Origin of the sequence: Klebsiella sp. CN_Kp066, from assembly GCF_040065135.1 — a bacterium.
Taxonomy (GTDB): Bacteria; Pseudomonadota; Gammaproteobacteria; order Enterobacterales; family Enterobacteriaceae; genus Klebsiella; species Klebsiella oxytoca.
The window spans coordinates 1-20,765 of sequence record NZ_JBEAIU010000007.1 but is presented as its reverse complement, the minus strand read 5'-3'; the positions used below and the strand labels follow the sequence as shown (position 1 = coordinate 20,765).

At 53.6% G+C, this 20,765-nt stretch carries 19 protein-coding genes and 1 riboswitch; of the genes, 4 read left to right on the top strand and 15 right to left on the bottom strand.

The features are described 5' to 3' along the window. Positions 1–136: 136 nt before the first annotated feature. Both dtpB and uspA read right to left on the bottom strand, forming a co-directional pair. On the bottom strand, positions 137–1,603 hold the full coding sequence (dtpB, locus tag ABLV75_RS02750; RefSeq protein ID WP_024274793.1) for a dipeptide/tripeptide permease DtpB: 1,467 nt from the start codon (positions 1,601–1,603) through the stop codon (positions 137–139). 261 nt (positions 1,604–1,864) lie between these two features. After that, positions 1,865–2,302, bottom strand: a complete 438-nt coding sequence (gene uspA / locus ABLV75_RS02745; RefSeq protein ID WP_004106650.1) for a universal stress protein UspA — start codon at positions 2,300–2,302, stop codon at positions 1,865–1,867. A gap of 380 nt (positions 2,303–2,682) precedes the next feature. Here uspA and uspB point away from each other — a divergent pair, with 380 nt between their 5' ends. Further along, positions 2,683–3,018: a universal stress protein UspB gene (gene uspB / locus ABLV75_RS02740; RefSeq protein ID WP_004106649.1), complete on the top strand. Its 336-nt coding sequence runs from the start codon at positions 2,683–2,685 to the stop codon at positions 3,016–3,018. Between the two features lie 67 nt (positions 3,019–3,085). Here uspB and pitA read toward each other — a convergent pair whose 3' ends face one another. Further along, positions 3,086–4,582 (bottom strand): inorganic phosphate transporter PitA, encoded by a 1,497-nt coding sequence (pitA, locus tag ABLV75_RS02735; protein WP_004106648.1) that lies wholly within the window; start codon positions 4,580–4,582, stop codon positions 3,086–3,088. A 229-nt stretch (positions 4,583–4,811) separates the two neighbouring features. Between pitA and ABLV75_RS02730 the strand changes: the two genes are divergently transcribed. Then, positions 4,812–6,008, top strand: coding sequence for an NAD(P)/FAD-dependent oxidoreductase (locus ABLV75_RS02730; RefSeq protein ID WP_024274792.1), 1,197 nt, complete (start codon positions 4,812–4,814; stop codon positions 6,006–6,008). 34 nt (positions 6,009–6,042) lie between these two features. Here the strand turns inward: ABLV75_RS02730 and ABLV75_RS02725 are convergent, their stop codons facing one another. The 5 genes from ABLV75_RS02725 to ABLV75_RS02705 all read right to left on the bottom strand — a co-directional run bounded on the left by ABLV75_RS02725 (position 6,043) and on the right by ABLV75_RS02705 (position 12,366). Further along, complete coding sequence (locus ABLV75_RS02725; protein ID WP_004106643.1) at positions 6,043–7,926, bottom strand: sigma-54-dependent Fis family transcriptional regulator; 1,884 nt, start codon at positions 7,924–7,926, stop codon at positions 6,043–6,045. A gap of 140 nt (positions 7,927–8,066) precedes the next feature. Then, a complete protein-coding gene (locus ABLV75_RS02720; RefSeq protein WP_004106641.1) occupies positions 8,067–9,230 on the bottom strand; it encodes a metallo-dependent hydrolase in 1,164 nt (387 codons plus the stop codon). 12 nt (positions 9,231–9,242) lie between these two features. Beyond that, positions 9,243–10,637: a DASS family sodium-coupled anion symporter gene (locus tag ABLV75_RS02715; RefSeq protein ID WP_004106639.1), complete on the bottom strand. Its 1,395-nt coding sequence runs from the start codon at positions 10,635–10,637 to the stop codon at positions 9,243–9,245. Positions 10,638–10,703: 66 nt separating this feature from the next. Further along, positions 10,704–11,402, bottom strand: a complete 699-nt coding sequence (locus ABLV75_RS02710; RefSeq protein WP_004106638.1) for an RraA family protein — start codon at positions 11,400–11,402, stop codon at positions 10,704–10,706. A 10-nt stretch (positions 11,403–11,412) separates the two neighbouring features. Next, complete coding sequence (locus ABLV75_RS02705) at positions 11,413–12,366, bottom strand: hydroxyacid dehydrogenase (protein WP_004106636.1); 954 nt, start codon at positions 12,364–12,366, stop codon at positions 11,413–11,415. Between the two features lie 333 nt (positions 12,367–12,699). Between ABLV75_RS02705 and ABLV75_RS02700 the strand changes: the two genes are divergently transcribed. Next, a complete protein-coding gene (locus tag ABLV75_RS02700; protein ID WP_004116154.1) occupies positions 12,700–13,032 on the top strand; it encodes a LysR family transcriptional regulator in 333 nt (110 codons plus the stop codon). On the opposite strand, the gene ABLV75_RS02695 is transcribed toward ABLV75_RS02700, so the two are convergent. Beyond that, positions 12,998–14,011 (bottom strand): magnesium transporter, encoded by a 1,014-nt coding sequence (locus ABLV75_RS02695; RefSeq protein WP_004106632.1) that lies wholly within the window; start codon positions 14,009–14,011, stop codon positions 12,998–13,000. The genes ABLV75_RS02700 and ABLV75_RS02695 overlap by 35 nt on opposite strands. 56 nt (positions 14,012–14,067) lie before the next feature. Then, positions 14,068–14,251: riboswitch (M-box (ykoK) riboswitch) on the bottom strand. A 253-nt stretch (positions 14,252–14,504) separates the two neighbouring features. Between ABLV75_RS02695 and ABLV75_RS02690 the strand changes: the two genes are divergently transcribed. Then, positions 14,505–15,062, top strand: a complete 558-nt coding sequence (locus tag ABLV75_RS02690; protein ID WP_004106630.1) for a DUF1440 domain-containing protein — start codon at positions 14,505–14,507, stop codon at positions 15,060–15,062. A 51-nt stretch (positions 15,063–15,113) separates the two neighbouring features. Here the strand turns inward: ABLV75_RS02690 and nikR are convergent, their stop codons facing one another. The 6 genes from nikR to nikA are packed head-to-tail and all read right to left on the bottom strand — an operon-like array spanning position 15,114 to position 20,409. Further along, complete coding sequence (gene nikR / locus ABLV75_RS02685; RefSeq protein WP_004106628.1) at positions 15,114–15,530, bottom strand: nickel-responsive transcriptional regulator NikR; 417 nt, start codon at positions 15,528–15,530, stop codon at positions 15,114–15,116. Between the two features lie 5 nt (positions 15,531–15,535). After that, positions 15,536–16,306: a nickel import ATP-binding protein NikE gene (gene nikE, locus ABLV75_RS02680; RefSeq protein ID WP_004106626.1), complete on the bottom strand. Its 771-nt coding sequence runs from the start codon at positions 16,304–16,306 to the stop codon at positions 15,536–15,538. Further along, a complete protein-coding gene (gene nikD, locus ABLV75_RS02675; RefSeq protein WP_004106623.1) occupies positions 16,306–17,067 on the bottom strand; it encodes a nickel import ATP-binding protein NikD in 762 nt (253 codons plus the stop codon). Before nikD ends, nikE begins: the two co-directional genes overlap by 1 nt. Continuing rightward, entirely contained in the window at positions 17,067–17,900 is an 834-nt protein-coding gene (gene nikC, locus ABLV75_RS02670) for a nickel ABC transporter permease subunit NikC (RefSeq protein WP_004106621.1), read from the bottom strand. Before nikC ends, nikD begins: the two co-directional genes overlap by 1 nt. Continuing rightward, entirely contained in the window at positions 17,897–18,841 is a 945-nt protein-coding gene (gene nikB, locus ABLV75_RS02665) for a nickel ABC transporter permease subunit NikB (protein ID WP_004106619.1), read from the bottom strand. Before nikB ends, nikC begins: the two co-directional genes overlap by 4 nt. Beyond that, entirely contained in the window at positions 18,841–20,409 is a 1,569-nt protein-coding gene (gene nikA / locus ABLV75_RS02660; RefSeq protein WP_004106617.1) for a nickel ABC transporter substrate-binding protein, read from the bottom strand. Before nikA ends, nikB begins: the two co-directional genes overlap by 1 nt. Positions 20,410–20,765 lie beyond the last annotated feature (356 nt).

Here is a 20,765-nt window from a genome sequence, read left to right as displayed (position 1 = left end):
GGGCGGCGCGATGCGCCTTGCCCGGGCTACGGGTTCACCGCCGTCTGCGGGTCTGATAGCCCGGACAGATGCGCAGTTCTGTAGCCAGGATAAGGCGTTAGCCGCAATCCGGGAAACCTCGTCGACCGCACTGTTTTTACGCGCTCTTTGTATTAATCATCCTGTTCAACCACGGCACCATGATCGCCATGACCACCGTGACGCCCAGGGTCACCAGGCCAATTTTACTGAATACGTTGGTATATATCGGCAGCGTTTGTAGCGGGTCGGTAATGTTGTCCGGTACGGCGGTGAAGGTTGCGACGTAGCCGCCCAGCAGAAATGCGGCGGCCTGCGTCAGGAACCACATCCCCAGAATAAAGCCCATCAGATGCTGCGGTACCAGCGCGGCAACCATCGCCAGCCCCAGGGCGCTAATCAGCAGTTCTCCCAGACTCTGAAACAGATAGACCAGCACGATAAACCACGGCGAGGTCAATCCCTGGGCATCGGCAAACCACATTCCCGCCGCTGCGGCAGTTAAAAAGCCCAGCGCGCACAGGAACATGCCGAGGGTGAACTTCATCGGCATGCTCAGGTCTTTGCCTTTATTGCCCAAACGTGTGTAGATCGCGGCGAGGATCGGGCTGGCCACCACCACCCAGAACGGATTTAGCGCCTGAAAGCTCACTGGGTTAATCGCGAAACCGAGTATTTCATGGTGGACGTTGTTGATGGCAAAGAAGTTGAGTGAGGTCGGCATCTGCGCGTACAGAATATAAAACAGCACCGCTTCCAGCATCAGGATAAAGGCGACGAACATTTTATTGCGCCCGGTTTTATCCAGCCTGAAGGCTTCGCGGAAGAAGAAAATCGTCACCACCACTGAGAGGATAATTAGCACCAGATTGGCGATTTTTACATTATGCATCAGCCAGGCGCAGATAAAAATCATCACCACCGTTCCTGCCAGCACGTACAGTAAATTGCGCAGACTCAACGGCTTGTGGTCCGGCTCAGAGCCGATATCTTTCACCATACCCCGACAGGCGAAGTAAACCAGCAGGGCGACAATCAGGCCGGCGCCGCACAGGTTGTAGGTCACCGCGTAGCCGAATTTATCGGCAATCACCGGCGCCAGCGACAGCGACAGCAGCGAACCGATGTTAATCGACATATAGAACAGCGTGAAGGCGCCGTCGAGGCGGGCATCTTTTGGCGGATAGCACTTGGAGAGCAGGCTCGCCGGGTTGGCTTTAAATAGCCCGTTTCCCACCGCAATGGTTCCCAGCGCGATAAAAATGAGATTGGGTTTGAGCAGCGACAGGCCGGTCATAAAGTAGCCCGCGGCGAGGACAATCGCGCCCAGCACCAGCGTACGTTTGGTGCCGAGCAGATGATCGCCGACATAGCCGCCGATGGAGATCAGGCCATATACCAGCGCCGCAAACGCGCCAAAGGTTATAAACGCCTGTTCCTGCGAGAAGCCGAGCTGTTTAACAAAGAAAACGGCCAGAATGCCCTGAACGCCGTAATAGCCAAATCGTTCCCATAGTTCCACAAAGAAGATCATGAAGAATGGGCGAGGTTGCTGCAGCAAGCCTGTGGGTGCGGTGGAGTTCATATTGCTTCGCCTTTTAGTCCTGTCCGAAAAAGTATGCACGCGTATGCCAAAACGCGCTTAAAAACCTTAATTTTGCGCAATGATATGATGGTTATACGCTTTGGCGAATGATTATATGGATAAATGGCGATTTTGTTGGTTGATCAATCTGGCAATTTGCGGATTTTATGGATTTATATTCTTTCTTTTCGGCGGGGAGTGAGAAATAAAAACGCCCGCATGGGCGGGCGTTGGTCATCAGCGAAATGAAATAACGTCCTGTTATTCCTCTTCTTCGTCGCGCAGCGGGACAATCAGCATATCGACGTGAACGGTGTTGATGAGCTGACGCGCGGAGGACATCAGCTTGCTCCAGAAGTCCTGATGGTGACCGCAAACCACGAGGTCCATATCATATTTTTTAATCGCATCGACCAGCACCTGGCCGAGATCGCCGCTACCGCTCAGGGTCTCAGTGATCGGATAGCCCGCATTCGTAGAGAGTTCGCTTAACGCGTGGTGAGTCTCTTCGGAGATGCGTTTCTGCATATCGCCCAGGTTAACATCAATAAGGCCGGTGTAGAGATCGGAGTAATTCACATCTACGTGGATCAGGGAAACTTTTGCATTGTAGGGACGGGCCATAGAAACGGCTTTTTCTACCAGTACTTTGCTTTCCGGGGACAGGTCTACTGCAATAAGAATATGTTTGTAAGCCATAGTGTTACTCCTTCCATAAGTTGTCGATGACCGTTGGACCTGACAGCCAGCGCTGCCGCTTCGCCCGCGTCCTGCGTGCCACATTCGCGGGGGGTAGTCCTTAAGGACCTAATTGTAGAAGATATTTCTACCTTATAGCGCCCCTCGCGATCCGTCAATCTACCTTGTTCAGCAAATAGTTAAACAAATATATCCGACTTATGCATTGATAATGATTAACGTTGTGGTAAAAAAATTAACTGATCTCCTACACTATTTAATGAGCCGGTCGGATAAATAAACGTGATCGGAATCGCACTCTTTCACAGTACAGTCGGTTTGATATTGGGGAGCGGTAGTCCCGGAGGGAGCCTCCGAGGACGGGTCGCCGGGGAGGAGGTATGATCAGCACTGTTGCGCTGTTTTGGGCCCTGTGTATCGTATGTGTAGTGAATATGGCACGCTACTTCTCGTCGCTGCGTGCATTGCTTGTTGTGCTACGTGGTTGTGACCCTTTGCTCTATCAATATGTCGACGGCGGCGGTTTTTTTACGTCGCATGGACAGCCCAGCAAACAGATGCGCCTGGTGTGGTATATCTACGCTCAGCGCTACCGCGATCATCACGACGATGAGTTCATCCGCCGCTGCGAGCGGGTTCGTCGGCAGTTTATCCTTACCAGCGCCCTCTGCGGCCTGGTGATGGTGAGCATGATTGCCCTGGCTATCTGGCACTAGTGACACTGCGGGTAAAAAAAACGGGCCAGTTTCCTGACCCGTTTATCTGTCTTATTACCGAGACGGCTTAGATAATCTGCAGCGAGAGCCAGTATAGCGCGCCGGAGAGCAGAATCGCCGCGGGCAGGGTGAGTACCCATGCCATCAGAATACTGGTGACGGTCTTCTTCTGCAGACCTCCGCCATCGACGAGCATTGTCCCCGCAACCGAGGAGGAGAGCACGTGGGTGGTGGAAACCGGCATACCGGTATAGCTCGCCAGACCAATCGATACGGCTGCGGTCATCTGAGCTGACATACCCTGTGCGTAGGTCATCCCTTTCTTACCGATTTTCTCGCCAATGGTGGTCGCCACGCGACGCCAGCCGATCATGGTGCCGATACCCAGCGCCAGCGCAACCGCCATAATAATCCAGATTGGCGCGTATTCGATGGTGCTCAGCATATCGGTTTTCAGCTTTTTAAGCAGACGCTTATCGTCGGCACTGACTTCCGGCAGCTTCGCCACTTTATCGGTGGTATCGGAGATGCAGAGCATAATGCGGCGCAGATGGCTGCGTTGCTCAACGGAGAGCGTGTCGTAGCTTTCGGTTCCGGTCAGCATCGTCTTCACGCGGTCAAGCGCGTTGATGGTGTTTGCCGGGTGGCAGTGGAATTCGCCATTTGCGGCTGCCCCCGCGTCCGGAGACGGGATGAGCTGCTCAGCGCCGGTCGCTTTCTTCAACAGCTCAGGACGCTGCTGGAAGAAGGTTTCCACGTTGTTGACCGCATCGCGGGTACGGGTGATTTCGTAGCCGGAAGCGTTCATATTGACCACGAAGCCAGCCGGAGCTACGCCGATCAGAACCAGCATGACCAGGCCAATGCCTTTCTGACCATCGTTCGCGCCGTGGGAGAACGCAACGCCAATGGCGGAGAGAATCAGCGCAATACGCGTCCAGAACGGCGGCTTTTTCTTGCCGTCTTTCTTTTCACGCTCGGCTGGGGTCAGGTGGATACGGGCGCGTTTTTTGGTTCCGCTCCAGTAACGACGCAGGATGAAAATCAGGCCGCCCGCCACGACCAGGCCAACGATTGGCGAGATGATAAGCGAGCCAAAAATACCCATGACTTTCGGGATGTTCAGCGCGTCCACCACCGACGTACCGGTCATCAGCGCATTGGTTAAACCAATACCGATGATCGCGCCGATCAGGGTGTGCGAGCTGGAGGCCGGAAGGCCGAAGTACCAGGTGCCGAGGTTCCAGATAATTGCCGCCAGCAGCATGGAAAAGACCATGGCGAGGCCATGTGCTGAACCCATGTTAAGCAACAGGTCGGTCGGCAACATATGCACGATGGCATAGGCTACGCTGAGACCGCCCAACAGAACGCCGAAGAAGTTAAAAAGAGCCGCCATCGCCACAGCAAGCTGCGACCGCATTGCGCGTGTGTAGATCACAGTTGCAACAGCGTTTGCGGTATCATGAAAACCATTGATCGCTTCGTAAAAAAGCACGAAAGCCAGAGCAAGCAATAACAGTAGCCCGGTATGTAAATCCAGACCGGCAAATAAATGTAGCATAGGACGTTACGCCATTTTGAGGACATGAACGCGGCGCATTATCAGTGACTTTAGCGGCGCGGGCAAAGTGAAATATAGACTTTTTTTGATTTTCTTCCTGTTTAAGTTTTACCTTGTTGGGAGTATTCCTATATCTTTCAATGAGGTACGTAAATCTGTTTTTTTCATGCTGGTGCGACCAGAGTGAAAAATTTACAATTCCCGACAATCGGGATATGAGGAATGTTGTGTGGAAAGGTTTGATGCCATCGTAATCGGCGCCGGAGCGGCGGGAATGTTTTGTGCGGCGCAGGCAGGGCAGGCAGGCTGCCGGGTGCTGCTGCTCGATAATGGCAAAAAGCCCGGGCGCAAGATCCTGATGTCAGGCGGCGGACGCTGCAACTTTACTAACATGTATATCGAACCCGCGGCATATCTCAGCCAAAACCCGCATTTTTGCAAATCCGCGCTGGCGCGCTACACCCAGTGGGACTTTATCGATCTGGTTAGCAAACACGGTATTGCCTGGCATGAGAAAACCCTGGGCCAGCTTTTCTGCGATGATTCCGCCGAGCAAATCGTCAACATGCTGCTGGCGGAGTGTGAAAAGGGCGGCGTACAAATTCGCCTGCGTAGCGAAATTATCAGCGTTGAGCGGGATGATGAGGGCTACATGCTGCAGCTTAACGGCGAGACGGTGGCGGCGAACAGACTGGTGGTGGCCTCCGGCGGGTTATCCATGCCCGGTCTGGGCGCTTCGCCGTTCGGCTATAAGCTTGCCGAGCAGTTTGGCCTGAAGGTACTGCCGACCCGCGCGGGCCTGGTGCCGTTTACCTTGCATAAGCCGCTGCTTGAGCAGCTGCAGGTGCTTTCCGGCGTCTCGGTGCCGTCAACCATCACGGCGGAAAACGGGACCGTCTTCCGGGAAAATCTGCTCTTTACCCACCGCGGGCTGTCCGGGCCGGCGGTACTGCAAATTTCCAGCTACTGGCAGCCGGGAGAATTCGTCAGCATCAATCTGCTGCCGGAGTGCCATCTTGATGATTTCCTCAACGAACAGCGCGCGGCGCATCCTAATCAGAGCCTGAAAAACACGCTTGCGATGCAGCTGCCGAAACGGTTGGTTGAGTGCCTGCAGCAGCTGGGCCAACTCCCGGATATCACGCTGAAACAGCTTAACGTCCGCGAGCAGCAGGCGCTGGTTGAGACGCTGACCGCATGGCGCGTCCAGCCGAATGGCACCGAAGGCTATCGTACGGCGGAAGTGACCCTCGGCGGCGTAGATACTAACGAACTCTCTTCGCGCACCATGGAGGCCCGTAAGGTGCCCGGGCTCTACTTTATCGGCGAAGTGATGGACGTTACCGGCTGGCTGGGAGGTTATAACTTCCAGTGGGCATGGGCGTCAGCCTGGGCATGCGCGCAGGCTTTAGCGGAACAGAAATAACCGCCTGCTCTGTATCAGCGGAGCAGGCTTCGACTTATCCGCTGATATTATGCTGCTTTAATTTGCGCCACAGGGTGGTGGGGCTAATACCCAGCATGACCGATGCTCTGGTTCTGTCTCCGTCGGTTTTTTCTATTACGCTGGTAATCAGTTGTTTCTCTTGTTTCTTTAATAGATCGGTTTCATCGGATGAGACGCTCACCGCCGGGGAGTGAGCGAGTTGCTGATGGTCATCGGGTGTAATTTGACTAACCTGGAGTAAAATCTCCTTGTTCACCCTGTCTATATCGAGCAGCACAATGAGTCGGTAGATCACCGCCTGGAGTTCGCGAATATTGCCGGGCCAGCGATAGCTATGTAAAAAATCCACCGCGTCGGGGGTAAAGGTGATTTGCTTACCCTGCTGATGAAGCAAGTGCTGAATTAACAGCATAATATCGCCCGGTCGTTGGCGTAAGGCCGGTAGCGTCAACTCAAGGATATTGATTCTGTAGTACAGATCCTGCCGGAATTCACCGTTGGCGACGAGCTGGCGCAGATCCTTATTGCTGGCGGTGATCAGGCGAAAATCGACGGTAATAAGCGTATCGCCGCCGAGACGAGAAAACTGCTTTTCCTGCAATACGCGCAGCAGCTTAACCTGTACCGATAGCGGCGCTTCGCTGATTTCATCGATAAACACCGTACCGTTCATCGCCATTTCAAACACCCCAGGTTTGCCGCCCTTCCGCGCGCTGGTAAAGGCGCCGTCGGCATAGCCAAAGAGTTCACTTTCCAGAATGCTCTCGGGGATGGCCGCGCAGTTAATCGCGATAAAAGGACTATGGCCTCTGACGCTATAGTGGTGAATACTTTGGGCGAAAAGTTCTTTGCCCGTGCCGGTATCACCTAAAATATGAATCGGCAGTTCGTGGCGGGCGCACAGTTTAGCTTTTTTTATAACATCGAGGATGGCCGGAGACTGACCAATAATATCGTCGAAAGACCAGGTTGTGGAAAAACCGCGCAGCTTACTTTTTTTGTTGACGCTGTTTTGCCAAAGCGTGCTCTCCTGGCTTAGCCCCGTAATAACGGCATAAGATATTTTTCGGTTAGAAAAGTGGCGCACGGAAATATGAATCGTTACGCCGTTGATGTCTATAGCCTGCTCTTTGATGTCTAGTTCATTAATAATACTGGCGTAGATCTCTTTAAACGCTTCTTTTTTGAATATTTTATCTCCGGCTTGACATTGGAATAATGCCACGCCGGTAGCGTTGATATTGATAATTTCACCAAGCTGATCGATACACATAATACCTTCACGCGCCTGATTCAATGCTGAGTGACTCATGATCAGTTTGCTGTTTTCACGATTAATGTATTTCAATAAACTGTGAGCTTCATTGATGGCCTGCTCAATGGAAATGTTATCAGTATCACCCATAATAGCATTGAGGTGATATTTTTGAGCCATTTCAGCAACGGTCAGTCCGCCGATTACGGTATGGTAATTATTCTCCGAAAGATTTTTTATAACATTTTCAATATCGTGATGATTATAAACCTGACAAATTTTAAAATCTTCATTGGTCATGTTCTGGTAATGGCGTAAGGCGCTGCAAAACTGCGGGAAACCAACGGCGGCGATTTTTTGCGACTTACTATTCGCTTCTTGTAAGATGCGATAAACGCCATGAAAATCATGGGCGATTTCAATGACGGGGATAGTAATATTGCTACGCAGGAGTGCGGCGGTACCGCCTCGGCTAATAATTATCTTAGTGCCGGATTGAATCATCTCATGGGCTTTATCGAGAACTTCTGAATAACGAAATTCATACACGGGGATGTCGAGTTTCCTTTCAATAAGGACATTCATGATTCGTTGGGTTATTGTCCTGGAAACTGAAAAGATAACAATTTCATTATTATTCATGCATTATTCTCGCAGACAGCAGGGTAGGCAAGCCTTAGTATATGATGAGCGCGAGGAGAATCAATGAGTGAAGTCATATTATACGCGATTCAGAATAAAAGCCTTACGCCGATGTAGACGTAAGGCTTAATAATTAGCGATTAGAAGCGCAGGCGGCGGTAGACAATTTGACCATTACACAGGGTAGCGCAGTTATCAATGTAACGGTCGCCTTCAATTTTAACGCCCTGAGTATCTTCAAAAACAATCTTCTCTTTTTGCAGTTTAACAATCGAAATATCAGCAAACGCGCCGGGCGCCAGGGTACCAATTTGTCCCTGCATCTTCATCAGGCGGGCCGGCGTAGCGGTTACCGCGCGAACAATATCGAAGAAGGACATTCCCATGTTGAGATATTTCGACATGACGTGGAGCAGACTGTAGACCTTATCCGTCCGTAAGCTATTTCTTAAAGTGAGATCGGTACTAATGATATCAGGATAGAATCCCTGCGCCATGGCGGTTCTGGCAACGTGAAAATCAAAGTGGGCCACGCCGTTTGAACAGTCGAAGATAACGCCCCGGGACTGGGCCTCTTTTATCGCCGCATAGACCTCGCCCTGTTCATTGAGAATCGAGTGGCCGGTGCCGTGGAAACAGTGCGCGTAAATATCATCGGCATTAAAATAGCGGATCAGTTCATCGGCGCAGAGAAGAGAGTCCGTGACGTGAACGCAAATCGTGGTATCCAGTTTACGCGCCAGGGAGACGGTAGAGATAAGAGGGTCGCTGGCGTACTGTTTCCCTTTAGCGATATCCTGGCTGTAGCGTAGTTTCAGGCCGAGAATATTGTCTCTGTTGCCATTCAGCGTTTGCGCTATCTTCTCCTCGTTGTAATTTGCCGGATTGGTATTTTCCAGATAACCGGTCGGCCCGCCTCCGAGGGTAGAAAGTCCGACGTTGACCACGTTCAGATAGCTTTTGATTTTCACCATGGCAGGATGAATCACGCTATTGCGAAAAAGCTGATAATTTACCCAGCCGCTGCTGCCGGCATCGACCATACTGGTGACCCCATTAGGCAAGCATACGATATCAGGGTTAACACTGATGGCGGTCCCGCCATGAAAAACATGGCCATGGAAGTCGATTAAGCCAGGCAGTACGATACAACCTGCGGCATCAATAACCGTTTCGGCCTGCAAATCATCAACGGCATTTAAGTCAACGATACGATCGCCGATGATGCCAATATTGCGATTAATATAATCGCGGCTATCAAGATCGGCGACCAGACCGTTTTTAATCAGAATATCCAGTTTCATTTTATGCTCCTGTTAAATGCCGATAAACTTCCAGTAGGGAATACCGATCAGGAAGAAGATTAATACGTTGACCACCACCATGATGGTGCCCAGCATCCAGAATGTTTTTTGCGGCACGTAGCCGCTGGAGAACGTAAATACGCCAGCGCCGTTGCCGTAGTGCGTCAGCAATGCGCCATAGCCTGCGGAGAAGGCCAGAGAAAGCGCCACGTACATAGGATGCGCCTGAGTCGTCATTCCCAGGGTAAAAAGTACCGGGTAGAATGAGACCACGAACGCGCTATTAGAGACAAAGAAATAGCGGACAGCAAGGCTGATAAAGACCAGGACGGCAATTGCGCTGATTTCATTCAGGTGCGACAGGTCAAGATAGTTTTTGATAACGTCGACCAGGAAGACATAGAACCCGCCTTTTGATAGCGCAACCGCGCATCCATAAAACGCGCCGTACCAGACGAAGGTCTGCCAGGCCGATTTTTCGCTCACCACGTCGTTCCAGCTCAGGACGCCGAAAAGCAGCAGGCAGGCGAGGAAAGCCAGGCCGACCGGAATAAAGGCGATGCCGGTAATGGAGCCCGTCATCCAGCCGAGTACGCCCAGAATAAAGAATACGATCAACAGCTTCTCTTCGCGCTTTACCGGACCCAGTTCACGCAGGCCTTTTTCAGCAATTTCGTTGACGTTATCAATAACTTTGAGTTCCGGGGCGTAGATTTTATACAGTATCCATGGCGCGAGCAGCAGCACCAGTCCGGCGGGCACAATGGCGGCTTTAAACCAGGTCATCCATTCGAGATTCACTTTCATGATCTCGTTAGCCAGCGAGACGGTAATTGAGTTGGTCGCCATCCCCGTCAGAAACAGGCTGGAGGTTCCCATTGAGACGACGTACATCAGGATGGTCAGATAGGCGCCGATTTTCCGGCTACCGTCGTCGGGCTTCGAGCCCAGCGCTTCGGCGATGTTCCTGAAGATGGGATAGGTGATGCCTCCGGAACGGGACATATTTGAACCTGTTGCCGGGGCCAGTACGGTATCCGTCACCATCATCAGATAGCCCAGGGTGAGGGTATTTTTACCGTAGCGTTTTAGCAGCAGATAGGCGATACGTTTACCCAGACCGGTAATGACAAACGCTTTGCAAATAATAAAGGCGCTGATGATAAACCAGACCATCGGGCTACCAAAACCCGCAAACAGAGGAGCAGGGTCGAGAACCAGAGAGGCAAACCCGAGAATAATCAGCATAATGACCGCATCGGTAAACGGACGTAAAACCAGTCCGCACAGCATCGCCAGATAGATGCCAACCATATGCCAGGTCGGCGCGGCGACGCCTTCCGGGTGCGGTATTATCCAAAATAAAACGGGAAAAAAGATAATGGGCAAGAGTTTTAAATAAAGCATTTTTATTACCTTTGCTTTAAAGCCACGGCCCGTCAGGGCACCGCGGCCTGATATTATTTAATCAAATTAACGATACATGTCGTCGATAAACTCAACGCCTGTCTCATCCAGTGATTTTTTGACCCAAAGGCGATTCGCGGTGCCGTTTTTCGCGGCCTCTACTTTGCTTGCATCGAATTTTGCATAATCTTTGGCTTTATTCAGTACGGCTTCTGCGTCGCCGAGGGGGATAACAATGACGCCATCCGCATCGCCGACGATCAGGTCGCCCGGACAAACCGCGACGCCGCCAACGGCGATCGGCGTGTTCACCTCGCCGGGACCTTGTTTAAACGGGCCTGCGGGGTTGGAGCCGGTGGCGAACAGCGGAAAATCGAGAACCGACAGCGCATCGATGTCACGGATTGGCCCGTCCAGCACGATACCGGCGACTTTCTTCATGCAGTGGGCATAGGCCACCATGATCTCGCCCATCAGCGCTCGCGAACGGTCGCCTTCGTTGGAGACCACAATCACATCGTTCTCACCCGCCATATCCAGCGCGGCGTGCAGCATCAGGTTATCGCCCGCACGAACTTTTACGGTGATGGCGAAGCCCGCCATAATCGGTTTTTTCGGCGAAGAAATACGTTTAATCCCGTTACCCAGTACGGCAATACGATTCATGGTGTCAGCAATATTCGCCGCCGGGAGCTGTTCAAATTCTTTCAGAAGATCGACGCTGCAGGCCGGACGTTTTAAAAAAATACGGTTACCAATAGTCATGTTTTTCTCCTTAAAAACCCGGCACCGGCCAGGATGGTTTCTTACCGGATAAGACTTCATCAATGCCAATCGCGGAATGGAGCGAGGCTCTGTCGGTCGCTTCGATAGTGGCGGCGCCAATGTGCGGGGCAATCACGATATTGCTTAGCGAGAAAATCGGATCGTTGGCATCAAACGGCTCTTTCTTTAAGACGTCCACGCCTGCTCCGGCGATAGCGTGGGTGCTCAAGGCGTGATACAGCGCTTTTTCATCAACCAGCTTTCCGCGTGCGGTATTAATGAAGTAGGCGGTGGGCTTCATCATGGAAAACTGTTTCTCACCGACAAAATCGGTGGTTTCCGCGGTCGTCGGGCAGTGCAGAGAAACGAAGTCGCTCTCTTTGAAAATACGGTCAAAATCGTCGGTGAGTTCTACGCCTTCGGGGATCTGCTGCTGGGTTTTATACGGATCGTAGGCGATAACTTTCATATTAAAGCCATGCAGCGCTTTGATTGCCACGCGTGAACCGATATTTCCCACGCCAATCAGGCCCAGCGTTTTACCATCCAGCTCCACTTTTGGTGTGCGCAGTTTTGCCCAGTAATAATCTTCAAGCATCTTTTCCTGTACCAGCTTGAAATTACGCGAGCAGTGCAGCATATAAAATATGGCCAGTTCGGCAACGGACATGCTGTTAGCAATTGGCGCATTTAATACGACTACGCCGTGACGTTTCGCTGACTCCAGATCGACCGTATCGTAACCGGCACCGTGTCGTGCAACGACTTTCAGCTTTTTAGCCGCCTCAAATACGCGATCGGACATTTTTGAAAGGCGTACGATAATACCGTCGCAGTCCCCGATGTCGCGAATGATATCTTCTTCTTCCATCCCTGAACCGTTAATCAGCTGATAACCGCGACTTTCCAGGTATTCTCTCCCTTCAGCCATGATTTCCTGCGGGAGTAAAATTTTGTACGTCATTTAACTATCTCCAGTGTTGATTACGTGGAGGTAATTGCATGGCGTGTGCCATAAATTAATTCAGCAAGCGAGTTTTCTTTAATTATTTGATAAGTATGAATATTTTGTTTTTTGGTTGGCTGGCTTATAGTGATGTCGTTCACATCCGCAGACGCCGCCGCGAGACTGGATATTTAATAATGAAATGGCTGAAATGCATAATTAAATGCGCTAGCGGTCAGCTTCACACTTTATTTTATTTGTAGGGGCGGAGGGGCCGTTTGTACCGATTGACATTGCGTACTGGACAACTTAAAACGTAAGCCAAAGGTTTAATCGGGAGAAATTTCGGCAATGAATAAATCACAGGTGGAGATATTCATGCTTATGGTTCGGGAGGGGAGTATTCACTTTGCATCGCAGCGGCTGAGTATTGCCCCTTCGCTAATAACAACCAGCATATGTGCGCTTGAAAATGAACTGGGTTTTAACCTGATTACGCGTGGCAGGAATATCAGAAAAGTTATTTTAACGGAGAAAGGGCACGCTTTTTATCGACTTGCACCGGATTTACTGAGATTGCTTAATGCGATTGCTGATATTCGTGCGGGAATAAAACAGCCCGGCAAGACGTGCCCGCCGGGTGCAATAATCAATTCAGGCCAAGAAAATACTGGGCGATTTTAAAATAGATAATTAATCCGGTACCGTCGATGAGGGTGGCGATAAACGGCGCTGACACCACCGCCGGGTCGATGCCGACGCGCTTAAGCGTCAGGGGGATCACCGACGACACCACCGCGCTCCACAGGGTGATGCATACCAGCGTCAGACTGACAATCAGGGTGATCTCCATTCCGATGCCCATCATCCAGGCGCGCAGGCAGCCCGCCAGGCCGAGCGTGATGGCGATCAGCAGCGAGGTTGAGACCTCTTTGCGGATCACGCGTCCCATATCGCGCAGTCGCACTTCCCCGAGCGCCATCGAACGTACTAGCGTAGAGGTTATCTGCGTTCCGCTGTTGCCGCCGGTACCAATCAGCAGTGGTATGAAAAAGGCCAGCGCGATAGCCGATTCCAGCGCCTCTTCAAAATGCTGTAACACGCTGCTGGTGTAGGCTTCGGCGACAAAGAGCAGCAGCAGCCATACCGAACGTTTTTTCCACAGCGCCCACGGGCTGGTTTCCAGATAGGGCTTTTCCAGCGGCAGCGTCGCCCCCTGGCGCTGAGCATCCTCGGTCACGTCATCTTCCAGCAGATGAGCGATCTCTTTTTCCATCAGGCAGCCGACCAGCTCACCCTTTTCGACCACCGGCACCAGATCGAGCCCGCGCTCGCCGAGTTCGGCGACCACCTGCGGGCGCGGGTCGTCGGGCCTGACGCGAAACAGACAGCTATCCATTAAATAACGGATGGATTGCGCGGTATCGCTCTCCTGCAGCAGCTTTTTAATCGATAAACTGCCGCGCAGTTTTTTTCCGGCGACGACAAAAACCTGGCCGGGGATCTCATCGCTGGCCAGCTGAGAAACGAACAGTTCTCGCGCCTCATGAACGCTGAGATGCTCCGGCAGGGTAATGAAATCGGTACGCATGTACTGGGCAATTGCGTCGCCGTCGAAAGTCGAAGTCGCCTGGTGTGCGGCGCACAGTTGAATGGAAGACATGGTGTAATTCCCTATAAAAAATCACTCATAGGGGCGAACAAGACAGGATGAGCACAGGCAGATCCCTACGTCCTGGTTTTAGCACTGCACAACGTATCTGTCCGACATGAACGCCGTCAGAAGTTACCTTGGCAACACCTTGATTCGATGGAAGCCTGTATTTCCCTGAGTGGTCTCTCTCGATACCAACAGGGCGGTAACTTATGTTTATGCAGGAGCCTCGCCATAACGAGATCGTTAAATGAGACGTGATTATTAGCGAAGTGAAATAATTAACCAAACGTATAATTCATGTCGTTTATTAATGGTTGAGAAAAACCGCTGGTTTTCGCGATAGGGGAGGTAGCAGGAGCGGGTTGTCTTAGCATGCACTTGTTAGTGGCAAACTATAATGATCGATGAATAAGTCAAGCAGGCTGTTATCAGCGCATTGATTAGTTGAAAAATCAGAGGTGACACATCCTATAAGCGATATTGTAAGAGGAAATCTATTATGTTGAAAAACAGGGTTAATCTCCAGGTTATTATCTGGACTACGCTGATTGGGGGCTTTATTAGCTCCTTGGTTAAGTCGGGAACGGAGGCCAATATGCCGCCTCGCGTGGCGGGAGAAATATCGCCTCCGGCGGCGCATATCGACGCCTGGCTTGGCTGGCTCGGTATTAATTCACACTCGCTGGACTACGTTTACCAGGGAGTGACGATCCCCGGCGCCGTCATGCTTTATCACTGGTTATTCAGTTTTGCTTTCGCCTTTCTTTATGTCTTTATTTCCGCGTACTGGCCAAAGATTCGGCTCTGGTACGGCGCGGCCTATGGTCTGATTATTACTCTCGTTATGCACGGCTTTCTCATTCCCGCGTTGGGCTTCAGGCACCCGGCCTATTTAAACGGGGAAACCGGATGGCTGTGGAACCTGAATGGCTACGAGCTGTGGAGCGAAACCCTCGGTCATATTTGCTGGTCGTTTTCGATTGAAATCAGCATGATTGCCGTTCTTGCCCTGCTGGCAAAACCGCTACGAGGCGCATGGGCTAACGAGCCAGCATGATAGCGTTAGCCCCACTCGCGAGTTAAAAAGCCGTTTATCGCCGCGCACAGTTTATGAGTGGGGGGATTCCTTTTCCGTCGGCAGGCACTGCAAATGGCCGTGGCGCACGCCGCGCTGGGCGATAACGTCATCGGCAAAATGCTGAACGTCGCCCATATCCCCCTTCAGCACGGCAATTTCCAGACAATCGTCGTGATTAATATGCACATGCAGAGTGGCGACGGAGAGATCGTGGTGGTGATGTTGGGTGGAGACTAAACGGCTGGCGAGATCGCGTTTCTCATGTTCATAGACGTAAGAGAGCACCGCGAAGCCCTGGGTACCGTGCTCCTGAGCGGCCTCCTGGGCCAGCGCGCCGCGCAGAATATCGCGGATCGCTTCGGAACGGTTGTTGTAGCCACGGCGCTGGCTCAGGCTATCCAGCGTATCGAGTAAATCGTCATCGAGAGTAATGGTAATTCGTTGCATCTGGCTTAAACCTTATTTCGGCGCACGGGAAAGGCGGGAAGTACCGCATTTTGTAACACGCGACCGGCGTCAGAGGAAAAAGTTAATGCCTCGCCCACGGTTTGTATCTCCACGATTTTCCCCTCATCCATCACCATCACCCGCTGGCAAAAGCGCTCAACCAGGCGTAAATCGTGGGTGATAAAAAGACAGGCGGTGCCGAACTGCTGCTGGAGCTTTTTGAGCAGACGAATAACGCTCGCCTGGATCACGAGGTCGAGGTTAGAAACCGCCTCATCCAGGATCAGCAGCTTCGGTTCTACCGTCAGCGCCCGCGCCAGGCAGATGCGCTGTAGCTGCCCGCCGCTCAGCTGCGGGGGGCGCTTATTCAGCAAGCTATCGTCAAGATCCACCGCCCTGAGCATTTCGCTGGCCCGGGCCAGCTGCTCCGCTTTCGTCAACGATAGCAGGTGACGCATAGGCTCGCGCAGAATCTCGCGTACGGTTTTACGCGGATTGACCGCGCTGATGGCGTCCTGAAACACCATCTGAATATCCCGACGGAACGCCTTTTGTTTAGCGCGATTGAGCCGGGAGAGCGGCTCTCCCCGCCAGCAGATGCGACCCTGCGTTGGGGATTCCAGGCCGACGAGCAGGCGCGCCAGCGTGCTTTTGCCGCAGCCGCTACGCCCCAGCAGGGCCACGGTTTCACCGCTTTTCAGCGCTAAAGAGACCTCTGTTAGCACCTTTAAGTCCGGGTAGTGATGGGTAATTGTCGAGGCGGTCAGTAATGTCATCAGCTTAGCTCCAGACCATAAAGGGCGAGATGCGCCGCCACCAGCCCGCGGGTGATGTCGTGTCGCGGGGCGCGAAACAGAGATTCCACATCGCCCTGTTCCACAATGCTGCCGCTATCCATTACCGCGACATCGTCCGCCAGCCTGGCCACCACCCCCATATCATGCGTCACCAGCAGCATACCGGGGCCGCGGTTTTGCATAATACTTACCAGCAGATCGAGAATGCGTGCCTGGACCACCGCGTCCAGATCGGTGGTGGGTTCGTCGGCAACGATAAAGGGCGCATCGCACAGCAACGCCATAGCAATCATCATTCGCTGCAGCATGCCGCCGCTCATCTCAAACGGGTATAGCTTGAGCACGCGCGGCGCGTTCTCCAGCCCGACGGCTTCCAGCGCCGCAATAAGCGTGGCGTCGTCTGAGGCTTTATCCAGGGCCCGGCAGGTTTCCCGGGCGTGATCGGCCATTGTTCGCAGCGGATTAAAAGCGCTGCGCGGATTCTGCATAATGGTGGCGATTTTGCTGCCGCGTAGCGCACAGGGAGAAACCGGCTGGCCGTCGGCAAGGATTATCCCCGCCGTCTGGCGTACGCCGGGAGGCAAAATGCCCAGCGCCGCGGCGCAGGTCAGGGATTTGCCGCTGCCGCTGCCGCCAACCAGCGCCAGCACGCGCCCGCGTTTGATCGTCAAAGAAACGCCGTGCACCAGCGGACGCTCGGCCCGTAAGGCGATGTTTTGCAGTTCAATTTGTTGCGGCATTAGTGGGTATGCTCCGTAACCAGATGAGGGTCCAGACGATCGCGCAGCGCGTCACCCACCATGTTAAAGGCCATCACGGTGATAAACAGCGCCAGCCCCGGCCAGAACATTTGCAGCGGCTGGGTCCAGATATATTGGCGCGCGTCGTTAATCATCACCCCCCATTCGGCGGTGGGCGCGGTGACGCCGAGGCCAAGGAACGACATCCCGGCGACGTGCAGCATCATGTGACCAATATCCAGCGTCGCCAGTACCAGCAGAGACGGAATCACGGCACCGGCCAGATGGTCGATAAACACCCGGACATGGCCCGCGCCGGAAAGCCGGGAAGCGAGCACAAATTCGCGCTGGCGCAGGGAGAGGGTCAGGCTGCGCACCATCCGTGCGTACCACGCCCAGTGCGACAGGGCGATGGCGATAATCACATTGGTCAGCCCGGTTCCCAGCACGCCGACCATAAAGAAAGAGAGGATCGAGGTCGGGAAAGTCATAAACATATCCGCGATGCGCATGGTGACCTGATCGACGCGACCGCCGATAAGCCCCGCGCTGCCGCCGACGATCAATCCCAGCGCCAGCACCAGCAGCAGGCAGGCCATCACCGAGCCAAGCGATATGCGGGTTGCCGCCAGCAATCGCGAGAAGATATCGCGGCCCAGATGATCGGTGCCCAGCCAGTGCTGGCTATCAGGTGCCAGCAGGCGCGAAGGCAGATCGATCGCCTGCGGATCGTAAGGCAGCCACCACTGGCTGGTGAGCGCAACGACCGCCAGCAGGGCGATGATGAGTAAAGAGAGGCGAACAGACCCGCGCGAAGAGAGGAAAAAGTTCACGAACGCGCTCCTTCATGGCGACGAATGCGCGGATCCAGCGCGGCATTCAACAGGTCAACCATCAGGTTACAGACCACAAAAACAATCACCATCATCAGCGTAAAGCACTGAATGACCGGATAGTCGCGGTTAAATATCGCCGAGACGGCGTAGCGCCCCACGCCGGGCCAGGCAAAGATATTCTCGATAATCATCGTGCCGCCAATCAGCTCGCCGATATGCATTCCTACGGCGGTGATCATCGGCAGCGAAGCGTTACGCAAAATATGACGACGTTCGGTTTGTTTCTCGTTCAGACCGCGCAGTCTGGCCCAGGTCACATGGCGCTGCCCGGCGACCTCCAGCATACTGGCGCGCAGCAGACGAGCGTTGATCGCCAGCGACATAAAGGCAATCGACACCGACGGTAGAATGATGTGCTGCCAGCCGCCATAGCCCATCGCAGGCAACCATTGCAGGTAAACCGAAAAGAACATCACCAGCAGAAAGGCAAGCCAGAAGTTGGGCATCGACACGCCAAGAAAGGCGATAACCCGCACAATAAAATCCGGCAGGCGGTCACGATGCCGCGCCGCCCAAATACCGAGCGGTACGGAGGTGAGGAGAATCAACACCAGCGCAGCCCCCGCCAGCTGTAGCGTGGCGGGCAGGAAGTTCAGCATGTCATCCAGCACCGGACGCTGAGTGGCGAACGAGATGCCGAAATCCAGATGCAGCGCCTGCCACAGCCAGCTGCCGTACTGGACGATAAGCGGCTGATCCAGTCCCAGCATCACGCGGGTCGAGGCGACCATCTCTGGCGTTGGCGGCAGGTTCGACAGACGCAAATAGTCGAGCGCCGGGTCGCCGGTACCCAGGCGCAGCATGAGGAAGATAATCACCGAGGCGGCGAAGATCATCGGGATCAGCAGCGAGATCCGCCGTAGCGCGTAACGTAGCATCAGGGTTTCACCGGTTTAATCTGTTCAAACGGAATTTCAGACGCGATCGGCGCGTAGGGAATCGCCCCCAGCTCCGGTCTGGCGACCACCATCGTCGAGACATAGCTGATGGGCAGATAAACCGCGTCATTGTGCAGACGGGTCAAAATGTCGCGGTACAACGCCTGACGGTGGGGGTCGTCGGTGATTTCCAGCACCTCGCCAATCTCTTTATCAATAACCGGTTTGTCGGCTAAACCCTGCTGCGCCTGAAAATCGGCGTGCGACGGCACGCGCATCGAACTCATAAAGGCGTGCGGATCGTACGGCGCCCCCCAGGTGCGGTTGAAAATCATGCCGAAGCGACCATCGCGCTGGCGGGCATAAATACTGCTCTCTTCCTCGCCGACCAGCGCCACATCCACGCCAATCTGCCGCATATCGGCCTGAATGATTTCCGCCATCGACTTGCTCAGGGCGTCAGTGCCAATGAACGACAGTTCAACGCGCAGCGGCTGGCCGTTTTTCTCGCGAATCTCTTTTCCCGCAGGCAGTAGCCAGCCCGCTTTTTCCAGCAATGCTTTCGCCTGCTGCGGATCGTACCGGCGCGGCGTCAGGCCAATGTCGGCATAAGGCACGGTGGGGGCGAACAGCGTATCAGCAACCTGCTGCGTGCCGTACAGGGCGTTATCGATCAGCGATTTTTTATTCACCGCGTAGTTCAGCGCTTCACGCACCAACAGCTCACTGGTGGGCGCTTTGGCGGAATTTAGCGCCAGCATCACCGTCTCTATTGGCCGGGAAAGCTGGGTACGGTACGCCGGGTTCTGGCTGAAACGGGCAAAGGTGTCGAGCGGCAGCAGCCCTTCGTTACCGTACAGCAGGTCGATATCTCCGGTTTCAAAAGCTACAGCGCGGGTCGTCGGGTCCGGGATCACCTTGACGGTAATCTTTTCAATCTGCGGCTTTTCGCCCCAGTAGCGCTCGTTACGCACCAGCACGTCGTACTGATTGAGTTTTGATGCCTTCAGTACCCAAGGGCCGGTGCCAATCGGCGCTTTAATGCCGTGCAGGGTCTCATTGTCTTTAAACTGCGACGGGGCGATAAAGCGGAATGGACGCGGCAGGGCCAGCTCTTGCAGGAACGGGTAATACGCGCTTTTCAGGGTGATTTGCAGTTGGTTTTGGCTGAGCGCTTTGACATCGACAATCTGATTGACCAGCTCCAGCCAGGCGTGGCGCTGGCGGTTATCGAGCACCACGCGGAAGTTCTCCGCGGCGGCATGGGCGTCAAACGCTTCGCCGTTGGAAAATGTCACATCATCGCGCAGGGTGAAAATCCAGACTTTGCCGTCCGCCGATTGGGTCCAGCTTTTGGCCAGCCAGGGTTTTACCGAACCATCCGCCTGATACTTTACCAGTGGCTCATAGACCATGCTCTGGGCGAACATCTGATTGGGCGTGTAGAGGTGAGGATTAAGCGGCCCCACGTTGACCGGCCATGCGGTGGTGAGTTCATTGGGCGCGGCGCAGGCCAGCAACGGAGCGCAGGCGAAGAGCGCCAGCAGGTTGGTGCGGATGATAGACAAAGCATTTTCTCAGCGACAGGAAAGTATGACGATTTTAATAATTCATCATACTTTCGACGTAAGCTGGATCAATATAGGGGCTGAAAGTATAAGAAAATGATATGCCTCTTTCGGCTGTATGCGATTGCGAACCCGCCTGCAGCCTGGCTAAGCGTAGCGCAAGCCGGGAAGCATCAGCTTCGGGAGCAGAGCGCAGCGTGGCAGAATTTCCCGGAGGCGATGCTGCGCATCTGTCCGGGCTACCGGCCCGCAGACGGTGATGAACCTATAGCCCGGGCAAGGCGCGTTAAGCGCCGCCCCCGGGAGCAGAGCGCACAGTGCAGCAGAGTTTCCCGGAGGCGATGCTGCGCATCTGT